This window comes from Streptomyces sp. NPDC085460, assembly GCF_044541975.1.
Taxonomy (GTDB): Bacteria; Actinomycetota; Actinomycetes; order Streptomycetales; family Streptomycetaceae; genus Streptomyces.
Map to the genome: position 1 here is coordinate 377,652 of NZ_JBITTO010000007.1, position 12,265 is coordinate 389,916.

At 74.7% G+C, this 12,265-nt stretch carries 10 protein-coding genes; 8 read left to right on the plus strand and 2 right to left on the minus strand.

The features are described from left to right. The first annotated feature begins 183 nt into the window (after positions 1-183). Entirely contained in the window at positions 184-1,083 is a 900-nt protein-coding gene (locus ACIGHB_RS20600) for a hypothetical protein (protein WP_399915039.1), read from the plus strand. A gap of 49 nt (positions 1,084-1,132) precedes the next feature. On the opposite strand, the gene ACIGHB_RS20605 is transcribed toward ACIGHB_RS20600, so the two are convergent. Together ACIGHB_RS20605 and ACIGHB_RS20610 are read right to left on the minus strand one after the other, a co-directional pair. Beyond that, a complete protein-coding gene (locus tag ACIGHB_RS20605) occupies positions 1,133-1,678 on the minus strand; it encodes an MOSC domain-containing protein (RefSeq protein WP_360318617.1) in 546 nt (181 codons plus the stop codon). A 50-nt stretch (positions 1,679-1,728) separates the two neighbouring features. Beyond that, on the minus strand, positions 1,729-2,820 hold the full coding sequence (locus ACIGHB_RS20610) for a fatty acid desaturase family protein (protein ID WP_399914862.1): 1,092 nt from the start codon (positions 2,818-2,820) through the stop codon (positions 1,729-1,731). 298 nt (positions 2,821-3,118) lie between these two features. Between ACIGHB_RS20610 and ACIGHB_RS20615 the strand changes: the two genes are divergently transcribed. The 7 genes from ACIGHB_RS20615 (at position 3,119) to ACIGHB_RS20645 (ending at position 12,265) form a co-directional block, all read left to right on the plus strand. Next, positions 3,119-6,124, plus strand: coding sequence for a DEAD/DEAH box helicase (locus ACIGHB_RS20615; RefSeq protein WP_399914864.1), 3,006 nt, complete (start codon positions 3,119-3,121; stop codon positions 6,122-6,124). Next, positions 6,121-7,506, plus strand: coding sequence for an SWF or SNF family helicase (locus ACIGHB_RS20620; protein WP_399914866.1), 1,386 nt, complete (start codon positions 6,121-6,123; stop codon positions 7,504-7,506). Before ACIGHB_RS20615 ends, ACIGHB_RS20620 begins: the two co-directional genes overlap by 4 nt. Before the next feature lie 403 nt (positions 7,507-7,909). Next, positions 7,910-9,421, plus strand: a complete 1,512-nt coding sequence (locus tag ACIGHB_RS20625) for a sensor histidine kinase (protein WP_360318626.1) — start codon at positions 7,910-7,912, stop codon at positions 9,419-9,421. Between the two features lies 1 nt (position 9,422). Then, positions 9,423-9,833: a roadblock/LC7 domain-containing protein gene (locus ACIGHB_RS20630; protein ID WP_360318629.1), complete on the plus strand. Its 411-nt coding sequence runs from the start codon at positions 9,423-9,425 to the stop codon at positions 9,831-9,833. Beyond that, positions 9,830-10,204 carry a DUF742 domain-containing protein gene (locus tag ACIGHB_RS20635; RefSeq protein ID WP_360318631.1) on the plus strand — a complete coding sequence of 125 codons (375 nt, stop codon included), beginning with the start codon at positions 9,830-9,832 and terminating at the stop codon, positions 10,202-10,204. The genes ACIGHB_RS20630 and ACIGHB_RS20635 overlap by 4 nt, the downstream gene beginning before the upstream one ends. Then, complete coding sequence (locus ACIGHB_RS20640; RefSeq protein WP_360318634.1) at positions 10,185-10,805, plus strand: ATP/GTP-binding protein; 621 nt, start codon at positions 10,185-10,187, stop codon at positions 10,803-10,805. Before ACIGHB_RS20635 ends, ACIGHB_RS20640 begins: the two co-directional genes overlap by 20 nt. Continuing rightward, on the plus strand, positions 10,802-12,265 hold the full coding sequence (locus ACIGHB_RS20645; RefSeq protein ID WP_360318637.1) for a cytochrome P450: 1,464 nt from the start codon (positions 10,802-10,804) through the stop codon (positions 12,263-12,265). Before ACIGHB_RS20640 ends, ACIGHB_RS20645 begins: the two co-directional genes overlap by 4 nt.

Below are 12,265 nucleotides of genomic sequence, written 5' to 3' on the forward strand. Positions count from 1 at the left end.
GGTCCACGTCGTGGGCGAGTCCCGCGTCGTGGGCGAGTCCACGCCGCAGGCCGGTTCTCCTCGCAGGCGGGTCCCGCGTGTGGGCCGGGACGGCCGTCGTGGAGCCCCTCTCGACGGCGAAGCTACTCACTGGTTAAGGTGCGCCGACGATCCGATGGGCGGCGAGTCGAGGAGGGTGCCGTGGTGGCGGAGGAAACGACGGCCGACGGCGCGCGGGCCGCGTCCCCGGCCGACGTGCCGGCGGACGAGGACGCGCTGTTCGTGCTGACCGCGTGCCTGCTGACGCCCGCGCGCTTCCCCTCCGTGCTCGGCGACGACTACCCGGCGGCCTGCGCGGCGCTCGGCCTCGCTCCGTACGAGGAGGGGTACGGGCTCGTCTTCGGCCAGGACGGGCTCGGCGCGCGCTGGACGGTCGTCATCGACGACGTGTCGCTGGTCGCGGTGGCGATCGCCTCCTGGGACTGCGGCATGGCCTACGACCTCTCCCCCGACGAGGCGTCCGTCGTCGCCGGGCTGCCCGGCTGGCCGCTCGCCGTGGCCACCCAGGCCCCCGGCGTCCCCGACCCGCACGATCCCGAGCCGGAGGAGGGCGACCCCGACCCGCTCACCCCACCCGCCGAGGACGTGTGGGGCCCCGCGCAGCGGCGGCTGGGGGCCGACGAGGTGGCCCTGCACTGGAACGAGTGGCGTGGCCGGTTCGCGCCGGAGGACGCGGTCGGGGCCGCTGCCGACACCGGGCCCGGGTCCGGTGCCGAGGCCGCTGCCGAACCCGGGTCCGAGCCCGTCCCCGGGGCCCCGGAGGCCGCGCCGGATCCGTACACCGGGGTGCGGCGCGCCCTGGAGGAGCTGCGCGGCTACCTGGAGGAGCCGCCCCCGGTGGGCCGGGTGCGGTCCGGCTTCGCCGGCGAGGGGGCCCGGATGCTCCGCGCCGACGGTCCCGGCTGGTCACTGGTGGCCCGCACCGACGACATGGCCTTCGTCCTCCTCGACGACCGGCCGCGCGAGGTGCTTCCGGTGGCCCGGGGCCCTCGCCTCCCGGCCCTCCTCGAAGGGCTCGACGCGCTGGCCGTGCGCCCCGCCTGAGGGGCGCGCGGCGCGAGGCTCAGACGCGCTCCAGCGGACGGTGCGAGGCTCAGACGCGCTCCAGCGGACGGTGCGGGCCGGCCGGCAGCTCGACCCGGATCGGGTCACCGGGCCGCACCTCGCCGCCGGTCAGCACGATGCCCATGATCCCGGCCTTGCGGACGAGTTCGCCGTCGGCGTCGCGGCCCACGACCCGCTTGAGCAGTCCGTTGCGGAAGTTGTCGATCTGGACGCAGGGGTTGCGCAGGCCGGTGACCTCGACGACGGCCTCCTCGCCGAGGTGGAGGAGGGCGCCGGTGGGCAGGGCGAGCAGGTCGATGCCCCGGGTGGTGACGTTCTCGCCGAGGTCCCCCGCGGCGACCTCGAATCCGGCCTCGGCGACCTCGTCGAAGAGCTCGCCGTGGATGAGGTGGACCTGCCGGAGGTTCGGCTGGGTCGGGTCCTGGGCGACGCGGGAGCGGTGCTTGACGGTGACGCCGGCGTGCACGTCGCCCTCCACGCCGAGTCCGGCGAGGAGCGTGATGGAGGAGCGGTTGGGCTTGGTGAAGGAGTAGACGCCGTTGCTGCTCACGGTGGTGACGGTGCCGTCGCTCATGTGGGAGACCCCCCGGGTGCTCTCTGCGGTGATCGGATGCGCGTTCGACCTTACTCCGGTCGCCCCGCGCGCTCCTCGCGAAGCCCCGCGCCCACCTCGTGGAGGTGGCCGAGCGCCTGCCGGTAGGAGTCGGTGAAGCCGGTCTCGGTGTACGGGATGCCCAGGGCCCGGCAGTGGGCGCGGACGGCCGGCTGGGCGAGCCGCAGGTGGGGGCGGGGCATGGACGGGAAGAGGTGGTGTTCGACCTGGTAGTTGAGGCCGCCGAGGAACCAGTCGGTGAGGGCGCCGCCCCGGATGTTGCGCGAGGTGAGCACCTGGCGGCGCAGATGGCCCCAGCTGTCGCCGTCCTCGTGCTGGTCGGGACGCTCCATGCCCTTGTGGTTGGGGGCGAAGGCCATGCCGAGGTGGAGGCCGAGCAGCATCTGGTGGACGAGCGCGAAGGCGAGGGCCTGGGCGGGGGTGAGCGCGGTGAGGAGCAGCGCCGCGTACCCGGTGAAGTGGAGCAGGAGCAGCGCGCCTTCGGTGAGGCGCTCGCGCCGGGTGCGGTACGGGCCGTCCTTCGCGAGCACGGCCTGGACGCCGTAGAGCTTGAGCGCGAGGGCCTCCAGGGTGGTCAGCGGGAAGAAGAGCAGGGCCTGGTGGCGGGTGAGGAAGCCGCGCAGTCCGGTGCGCCCCGCGGTCTGGTGCTCGGCGAAGACGAGGACGTCAGCGGCGACGTCCGGGTCCTTGTCGAGGTGGTTGGGGTGGGCGTGGTGGCGGTTGTGCTTGTCGTTCCACCATTCGCGGCTCATGCCGAGGAGCAGGTTGGCGTGGAGGAGCTGGATCGCGCGCCCGGCCCCGCGGTCGGCGGTGATCTGGGCGTGTCCGGCGTCGTGGGCGAGGAAGGCGGCGCGGGCGGAGAGCACGGCGAACGGGACGGCGAGGAGGAGGGACCACCAGGTCGGGCCGGCGAGGAGCAGGACGGCGGCGACGGTGCCGAGGCCGAGCAGGGTCAGGCCGATGTCCAGGGCGTACCAGCCGGGGCGGTGGTCGAGGAGGCCCTGTTCCCGCACCTGGCGCAGGAGCGGGGAGAACTCGCTGCCGCCGCGCCGCGGCCGGGCGGAGGGCGCCGGGGCGGGGGCGGTGGCGGTGGCCTGGGGCATGGAAGGCTCCGGCTTCTGTGAGGAGGGGGCGGCCGGCCCGCGCCGTGGCGGCGGCGGCCGTCCTCACCGTACGAAGCGGTGACGGTCCGGAACCATGGCGTCACCACCCGGCCCGGTGCGGGGGCGGGCGGGGGCGGCGGGGTGGGGTGTTCCCCACCCCGGCGCGTCGGCCCCGGTGTCGCCCCGGCCGGGAAGGGTGCACATGTGTCGGGCGTCACGCCCGGATGTGCGCGTTCCGCGGCGCGGTTGGGGTAGGGTCGGCCACTCCTTCCGCAGGTAGTCAAATTTGAGGAATGCGTTGACGTCGTCGCTCGGATCCTCTCGCCCCACCCCCGAACCCTCCTCCGCCCCTCCCTCCGGCGCGGCTCCCGCCGCCGTCTTCCTGCCCGCCGATCCGCCCCGCGCCGGACGGATCGTCCTCTGGTCGCCCGAGGACGAGCCCCTTCCCGCGCCGGCGCCGGCGGGCGCGGTGCCGGACGAGCTGACGGTGGTGGACGGGACCGACCTCCAGACCGTGGCCGTCCCCGCGCTGTCCCTGTCCGTACGGGACGCCCTGCCGTTCCTCGCCCGTGCCCGGCTCTCCGGCGAGGCCGACCCGGCCGCCGCGTTCTGGGGCGGCGCGGCGCTCCTGGCGCTGGACTTCGCGGCGCGCGGGCTGCTGCTGCCCGGTGTGACGGCCGCGGGCCACGACGCCTGGCGGGCCGGGCCCCTGGGACCGGAGGAACTGGACCGGCTGCGGACCCTGGCCGCCTCGATGCCGCCCACCGCGCACGCGGCCCCGTCGGCCGCCGGCCCGGACGAGGACCCGGACGGCGAGCCGCTGCTGCCCGAGCCGGAGGCGCTGCTGCGGGCCTTCCTCGACGCCGTCGCCGACACCCTCCCCCGTACCCCCGCGGCCCCGATCGCGGCCGGCGGCCCCGCGTTCGCCGCCGAGGAGCCGCAGGCCGTACCCGAACAGCGGCCGTGGGCCGCCGATCTGGCGGCCGGTCACGACGCCGGGGTACGGCTCTCGCTCCGCGTCGAACTGAGCGGCGCCGACGGGCCGGAGGCGGCCCCGGGCTTCCGGGCGGTGCTCCAGCTGCACTCCGCGGCCGACCCGACGCTGGTCGTGGACGCCGCCGACGCCTGGTCGGGTGCGGGACCGGTGGCGGCGGCGCTCGGACCGCGCGCCCGGATGGACACGCTGCTGGCGCTGCGGCGGGCCGCGCGCGCCTGGCCGGCGCTCGCGCCGCTGCTCACGGCCGCCGTGCCGGACACGATGGAGCTGGCCGACGAGGAGGTCGTGGAACTGCTCGGCCCGGCGTCCCGCGCGCTCGCCGCGACCGGGATGCGGGTGCACTGGCCGCGCGAACTGGCGGACCGGCTGACGGCCCGCGCGGTGATCGGCCCGGCGGAGCCGCCGACCGGACCGTCCGGCGACGGCCCCACCGCCGCCGGCGCCTTCGGCGGCGTCGCGCCCGGTGACGGGGCCTTCGGCGGGGCGTTCGACGGCACCTCCCCCGATGACGCGGGCGGCGCCGGCGGTCTGCCCTCGTTCCTCTCCGCCGACGCGCTGCTCGCCTTCAACTGGCGCTTCTCCCTGGGCGACCAGGAGCTGACACGGGCCGAGCTCGACCGGCTCGCCGAGGCCGGCCGGCCGCTGGTCCGGCTGCGCGACCGGTGGGTCCTGGTCGACCCGGCGGAGGTGCTGCGCGCCCGGGAGCGGCAGGACCGCAAGGTGACGCCGGTCGACGCGCTCGCCGCCGTCCTCACCGGCACCACGGAGGTCGACGGCCGTCCGGTCGAGGTGGTCGCCACCGGCACCCTGGAGCGGCTGCGCGAGCGGCTGGCCGACCCGGAGGGCGGCGCCCACGAGGTGCCGCAGCCCGCCGCGCTCGCCGCCACCCTGCGCGACTACCAGCTGCGCGGGCTGAACTGGCTGCACCGGATGACCTCGCTCGGCCTCGGTGGCTGCCTCGCCGACGACATGGGCCTGGGCAAGACCATCACCGTCATCGCCCTCCATCTGCACCGGCAGGCGGACCCGGCCACCGCGGGACCCACGCTCGTGGTCTGCCCGACCTCGCTGATGGGCAACTGGCAGCGGGAGTTCGAGCGGTTCGCGCCCGGCACGCGCGTGCGCCGCTTCCACGGCACCGCGCGCGACCTCGACGGGCTCGGGGACGGCGACGTCGTCCTCACGACGTACGGCACCATGCGGCTCGACGCCGAACGGCTCGCCGCCCGGCCGTGGGGGCTGCTGGTGGCGGACGAGGCCCAGCACGTCAAGAACCCGTACTCCGCGACGGCCCGCAGGCTGCGGACGGTGGGCGCACGCGCGCGCGTGGCGCTGTCCGGCACGCCCGTGGAGAACAACCTCTCCGAGCTGTGGGCCATCCTCGACTGGACGACGCCGGGACTCCTCGGCGGGCTGGGCGCGTTCCGGCGCCGGTACGCGGCGGCCGTCGAGGGCGGCACCGACCCGGCCGCGGCGGAGCGGCTCGGCGCGCTGGTCCGCCCCTTCCTGCTGCGCCGCCGCAAGTCCGATCCGGGGATCGCCCCGGAGCTGCCGCCGAAGACCGAGACCGACCGGGCCGTCTCCCTGACGCCGGAACAGGCCGGTCTCTACGAGGCGGTGGTCCGCGAGAACCTGCTGGCCATCGCGGAGGCCGAGGGGATGGCGCGGCGCGGCCTGGTGGTGAAGCTGCTGACCTCGCTCAAGCAGATCTGCAACCACCCGGCGCAGTACCTGAAGGAGGAGCGGCCCCGGATCGCGGGCCGTTCGGGGAAGCTGGAGCTCCTCGACGAACTCCTCGACACGATCCTCGCCGAGGGGGCGAGCACCCTGGTCTTCACCCAGTACGTGGGAATGGCCAGGCTCCTGGAGGCGCATCTGGCGGAGCGCGGGGTGCCGACGCAGTTCCTGCACGGCGGCACCCCGGTCGCCGAGCGGGAGGCGATGGTCGCCCGCTTCCAGGACGGCGAGGTCCCGGTCTTCCTGCTGTCGCTGAAGGCGGCCGGGACGGGGCTCAACCTGACCCGCGCCGAGCACGTGGTGCACTACGACCGCTGGTGGAACCCGGCCGTGGAGGCGCAGGCCACCGACCGGGCGTACCGGATCGGGCAGTCGCGGCCGGTGCAGGTGCACCGGATCGTCGCCGAGGGGACCGTCGAGGACCGGATCGCCGCGATGCTCGCCCGCAAGCGCGAGCTGGCCGACGCGGTGCTCGGCACAACGGGCGACACGCCCACGGAGCTGACCGAACTGACCGACGCGGAGCTGGCGGAGCTGGTCTCCCTGCGCGGGGACGGGGACGGACGATGAGCGGGTACGGAACGGGCCAGGGGGCCGAGGAGCTGACCTTCACGGCACCTCCGCCGGTACGGGGCGGGGCGTTCACCCGCACCTGGTGGGGGCAGGCGTGGCTGAAGGCCCTGGAGGACACGGCGCTCGACGGCCGGCAGGTCAAGGAGGGCCGGCGGCACGCGCGCGCGGGCGCGGTCGGCGCGGTGACGGTGCGGCCCGGGCGGATCACCGCCGTCGTCCAGGACAGGGACGGCACCGGGTACCGCAGCGACGTGCTGGTGCGGACCCTGACGGACGAGGAGTGGGACCGGCTGCTCGACCTCGCCGTCGACAGCGCCGGGCACATCGCCGCGCTGCTCGACCACGAGATGCCGCCGCACCTGGTGGAGGACGCGGCGGCGGCCGGCGTCGAGCTGCTGCCCGGCATCGGCGACCTGGACCCGGAGTGCGGCTGCGAGGCGTGGGACCACTGCCCGCACACGGTGGCGCTGTGCCATCAGATGGCGCGGATCCTGGACGAGGACCCCTTCGCTCTGCTCCTCATGCGGGGGCGGGGGCAGCGGACGGTCGTGGACGCGCTCCACGCCCGCAGCGCCGCCCGCGCGGGCGGCGGGACACCGGCCGGCGCGCCGGGGAGGCCCGGGGCGGAGCGGGGTGGCGCGGGCGACCGGGGCGGGGTGTCGGCGGCGGAGGCGTACGCGCTGGGGGACATCCTGCCGCCGCTGCCGGCCGTGCCGGTGCCGGACGCCGCTCCCGGGGAACCGCCGTCGCTGGACACGGAGACGGATCCGGAACCGGGCGTGGAGCCGGAGGCGCTGGAGTTCCTGGCGGCGGACGCGGCGGGCCGGGCGCACCGACTGCTCGGCGAGCTCCTCGCCGGCCGGACGGTCCCGGCGGGCCTCTCCGCGGCGGAGCTGACGGTCGCCGAGGACGCGGTCCGGCTCGCGGCCGGGCGTCCGCCGTCGTGGGTGGCGGCGCGGCTCGCCTCCCGGACCGGCCGGTCGCGGGCGGGTCTGGACGCCGCCACGCGCGCGTGGCGGTGGGGCGGGGCCGCGGCCCTCGCCGTGCTGGAGGAGTCCTGGACCCCCGGCGAGGAGGCCCTGGCCCGGGCGGCGGCGCGGCTCGCCGACGCCTGGGAGGACGGGGAGCGCCCGGAGCTCGTCCGGTCGGGGGCACGCTGGACGGTGGCGGGCGCGGGGGCGCAGCTGCGGCTCGGCGAGGACGGGCGGTGGTGGCCGTACCGGCGGGAGGCGGGCGGCTGGTCCCCGGCGGGTCCGGCGGACCGCGATCCGGCGGCGGCGCTCACGACCGCCGAGGGCGTGCCGGACGAGGAGGGCGTGCCGGACGGGAGGAGCGCGTCGGACGAGGAGAGCGCCGGTTCTTCCGCCCTTTCGGAATGACCGGTAAAAGGCACACAGCCTGATCGGTTGCTGTCATTTTCGATATGCATTCCTGCCCTCTTTCCGAGGCAGTTTGACTGATAGAACCCTTCCTTCCATCGAGGTCACACGCCAATCCCGAACTGACTATGCTCCGCAGATGTGTTGCGCCGCGCTCACAGCGAGTCATGAACGCTGGGAGCGGGCGCGTCGACGGAGCACGGCCCCAGGGAGACACGGCCATCGACGCGTGCGCGAGAGGGACCCGAAAGCGGTCCCATTCGAGCACGTGTGCGTGATCGATCACATGTCCGCTCTTTCCTGCCGGTACGTCGCGCCACTTCAGTCCTCTCCTATTTCCAGACGTTGAGGGAAACCGTTGATGGTTCGCGCAGGTTCAACTTCCAGAGCCAGGCCCGGTGCGATGGCTCCGGTGTGGCTCGTCCCGCCGGGGGTGCTGGCCGCCCTCTTCGCCATAGGGCTGCTCTACGCGCCTGCGCAGATACGGACACCCGTGGCCTGGTACGGCTTCGCGGCGGTCTCCCTCACGGTCGGCAGCACGATCCTGACCGTGCGCCTGGCCCGGGCGGCCGGCGAGGCCCGGCACCTCCGGGTCATGCACGCCGCCCAGCAGGCCCACGCGGAGCGCGAGACCGCGCTGCTCGGACGCCTCGCCGACCAGACCACCACCACCATCTGGATGGCCGAGCAACTCCTCCCGGCCGCCGTCGCCCGGCTCCGGAAGGGCGACACCACCTCGGAGATCGTGCACTCCATCCGGTTCGGCGACCACCTCGACGACGCGTTCACCAGCGCCCTCAGGCAAGCCCTCAAGGCGCTCCTGGAGGCCGTCGAGACCGAGGAGAACACCCGGGACTCCTCCCAGCGGACCCTCGTCGCCGTCGCCCGCCGCGTCCAGGCGATCGTGCACCAGCTCGCCAAGGACCTCCGGGAGATGCAGATCGTCCACGGCACGGACCTCGTGCTCGCCCGCGGTCTCCAGGACGTCGACCACCGCAACGCCCTGATCGGCCGCCTCGCGGCCAGCATCGCCGTCCTCGGCGACGCCCGCCCCGGCCGCCAGTGGTCGAAGCCCATCCCGCTCTACGACGTGCTGCGCGGCGCCATGTCCCGCATCGTCGCCTACCCGCGGGTCAAGCTCCAGTCGGTCACCGAGGCGGCGATCACCGGCCCCGGCGCCGAGCCGCTGATCCACCTGCTCGCCGAACTCCTCGACAACGCCACGTCGTTCTCGCCGCCGCACACCCCCGTGGAGGTGAGCGCCTTCGAGGTCCCCTCCGGCATCGCGATCGAGATCGAGGACCGCGGCGTCGGCCTCACCGAGGAGGTCCGCGCCCGCATCAACCGCGTGATGACCGACTCGGCCTCGGGTCTGTTCCTCGCGGGTCTCGGCGAGGTGACGCAGCTCGGCCTCCCGGTCGTGAGCCGGCTGGCCCGCGAGCACGGCTGCGACGTCGACCTGCGCCCCTCCGCCTACGGAGGCGTACGGGCCGTGATCCTCGTACCCCGGCGCCTGATCACCACGGTGGAGAGGCCCGTCGTGAGAACCCCCGAACCCGCCCGGAAGCGCGCGGGCGGACCGATCCGTCCGCTGCCGTCGCGCACCGGCCCGACCGTGCCGCCGCCGGCCCCCGCGCCGCTGCCCGTACCGCCGCCCCCGGCGCCCGACCCCCTCCTCGCGGCCTTCGACGACGACGCGGCCCCCTTCATCGACGGGACGACCCTCAACGGTCTGCCGCGCCGCCGCCGCGACTCGCCCGTACCGACGCCGGTCCTCCGCACCGGCCCCGACCCCGCCCCGGCCCCCCGCAGGTCCACGCGCGAACCCGGACTCATGTGGGAGGCGTTCAACGCCGACAAGCACGCGGGCGCATCCCCCACTCCGCACAGCCAGCCGTCTGATGAGGTCGAATAACATGCAGCCACTGCCCAACATCGACTGGATGCTCACCGAGCTCGTGGGCGGCGTTCCGCACGTACGGCACGTGGTCGTCCTCTCCGCGGACGGCCTGTCCATCGGCCAGGCCAACACCGCGCCCGACACCGCCGACGCGATCGCCGCCGCCTGCTCCGGCATCCAGAGCCTGGCCCGCGCCATCGCCCAGATGTTCCCGCACGGCAACGGCACCACCCACATGGTCGGCATCGAGGCCGACGGCGGCTACTTCTCCCTGATGGCGGCCGGCCCCGGCGCGTACCTCGCCGTCCTCGCCGACGAGGAGGTGGACGCGGGACTGCTCGGCGCCCGCATGCGCGCACTGGTGGTCAGGATCGGCAGGCACATGACCAGTCCGCCCCGTGAAGACATCGTCCGGCAGGCGATGTGACCTCGGACAACCCCCATCCCCCGGACCGGCCCCGCCCCTGGGAGGAGGGAACCCCCGTCCCGCTGTACGTCATCACCGGCGGCGAGGGCTCCTCGGCCAAGACCTTCGACCTCGTCACGCTGATCGCGACGAGGTCCACGCCGGAACCCTCGATGCAGCCCGAGCAGGCGGCCATCCTCTCCATGTGCGAGTACCCGCTGTCGGTGGCCGAGGTCTCGGCCTACCTCAGCCTCCCGTTCAGCGTCGTCACCGTGCTGCTGTCCCAGCTCGTCGACGACGAACGCGTCGAGGCGATTGCACCCGTGCCCGTCGCGGCCTTCCCCGACCGCGGCCTATTGGAGGCGGTGATCCATGGACTACGGAGACTCTGACACGCTCAGGGCAGGACCCCGCGACACCGACCTGCTGCTGCCGCACGGCGCCAGGGGCGTCAAGGTCGTCGTCGTCGGCGGCTTCGGCGTCGGCAAGACCACGATGGTCGGAGCGGTCAGCGAGATCCCTCCGCTGACCACCGAGGAGCGCATGACGCAGGCCGGCGTCGGGATCGACCACAATCCCGGGGCGTCGGGCAAGACCACCACGACCGTCGCGATGGACTTCGGCCGGATCAGCATCAACGAGGAGCTGATCCTCTACCTGTTCGGCACCCCGGGCCAGGAACGCTTCTGGTTCCTGTGGAACGGGATCTTCGAGGGCGCGCTCGGCGCCGTCGTCCTCGTCGACACCCGCAGGGTCGAGGTCTGCTTCGAGATCATCACCCGCCTGGAGGACCGCCGCGTCCCCTTCGTGGTGGCCGTCAACACCTTCCCCGAGGCCCCGCAGTACCCGCTGTCAGAATTGCGCACGGCCCTGGCCCTCAGCGAGTCCGTCCCCCTCGTCGCCTGTGACGCCCGCGACCGGGCGTCCTGCCGGGACGCGCTGCTCTCGCTGATGGTCTACCTGTGCTCCCTCGCCGCCCAGGAGACCGCATGACCCTCCCCGCCCACGAGCACGCCCCGCGCGAGAGCGGGCTCGTCCCCCCGCCCGGCTGCCCGGCCCACGCCTCGACCGGACCCGGCGGCGCGGCCCGGCTCTACGGCCCCGCCGCCGAGACGGACCCGATGGGCCTGTACGAGGAACTGCGCGCCACGCACGGCCCGGTGGCGCCGGTGCTGCTCGACGGCGACGTCCGCGCCTGGCTGGTCCTCGGCTACAACGAGAACCGGGACGTCGCCACCCGCTCCACCCAGTTCTCCCGCGATCCACGGGTCTGGCACGGCTGGTCCACCGGCGAGATCGACCCCGCCACCTCCCCGCTGATGCCGATGATCGGCTGGCGACCCGACTGCGTCTGCGCGGACGGCGAGGAGCACCAGCGGCTGCGCAGCGCGGTCACCGCCTCCCTCGACCAGTTCGACCACCGGGGCATCCGGCGCCGCATCAACCGCTTCGCCCACGAACTGATCGACACGTTCTGCGAGGACGGCCAGGCCGAACTGGTCGACCGGTTCACCGAGCACCTCCCGATGCTCACGCTCAGCCATCTGCTCGGCATGTCCGACGAGACGGCACCCCAGCTCGTCCGCGCCGCCCGGGACCTCTTCAAGGCGACCGAGACCTCGCTCGCGAGCAACGCGTTCGTGGTGGAGAGCCTGGAACAGCTCGTCCGGGAGAAGCACGAGGCCCCCGGGCACGACATCGCCTCGGCGCTGCTGGCCCACCCGGCGGGACTCACCGACGAGGAGGTCGTGCACCACCTGCGTCTGGTCCTGCTCGCCGGCTACGAGACCACCGCCAACCTGATGTCGAACGTGCTGCGGATGGTGGTGACCGATCCCCGGTTCCGCGGCTCGCTGGCCGGTGGTCAGATGACCCTGCCGGAGGCCGTCGAGCAGGTGCTGTGGGACGAACCGCCGTTGATGGTGTGCCCGTCCCGGTACGCCAACGGGGACACCACGCTCGGCGGGCAGCGGATCGGCGCGGGCGACATGCTGCTGCTCGGCCTCGCGGCCGGGAACATGGACCGGGCGGTCCGCCCCGACCCGGCGGCGCCGGTCCACCACAACCGCGCCCACCTGTCGTTCAGCGCCGGCAGCCACGAGTGCCCGGGCCAGGACGTCGGCCGCATCATCGCCGACGTCGGCATCGACATCCTGCTCACCCGGCTGCCCGACATCGTCCTGTCCGTCCCGGAGGAGACCCTCAGCTGGCGCTCCTCCACCTGGGCGCGGCATCTGACGGCGCTGCCGGTCACGTTCGCCCCCCGGGCTCCGCGGGGCGAGCAGTACGAGACGCCGCTGCCGGATGCCCCGCCCGCCCAGCTGTCCGGGATCCCCGCGCCGGCCGCGGCCCCGGAGGAGGTACCGGAGACCGCGCCGGGGTCGCCGGGCGGGCGGCCCGCGGCGCGGCCGTCATGGTGGGACCGGCTGCTGCGCCTGCTCCGGCTGCGGTAG

Excerpts from the sequence above, each read along its gene's own strand:
- ACIGHB_RS20605 (WP_360318617.1), bottom strand. The coding sequence starts at position 1,678 with ATGAGCGACGGCACCGTCACCACCGTGAGCAGCAACGGCGTCTACTCC.
- ACIGHB_RS20610 (WP_399914862.1), bottom strand. The coding sequence starts at position 2,820 with ATGCCCCAGGCCACCGCCACCGCCCCCGCCCCGGCGCCCTCCGCCCGG.
- ACIGHB_RS20620 (WP_399914866.1), top strand. The coding sequence starts at position 6,121 with ATGAGCGGGTACGGAACGGGCCAGGGGGCCGAGGAGCTGACCTTCACG.
- ACIGHB_RS20625 (WP_360318626.1), top strand. The coding sequence starts at position 7,910 with ATGGCTCCGGTGTGGCTCGTCCCGCCGGGGGTGCTGGCCGCCCTCTTC.
- ACIGHB_RS20630 (WP_360318629.1), top strand. The coding sequence starts at position 9,423 with ATGCAGCCACTGCCCAACATCGACTGGATGCTCACCGAGCTCGTGGGC.
- ACIGHB_RS20640 (WP_360318634.1), top strand. The coding sequence starts at position 10,185 with ATGGACTACGGAGACTCTGACACGCTCAGGGCAGGACCCCGCGACACC.
- ACIGHB_RS20645 (WP_360318637.1), top strand. The coding sequence starts at position 10,802 with ATGACCCTCCCCGCCCACGAGCACGCCCCGCGCGAGAGCGGGCTCGTC.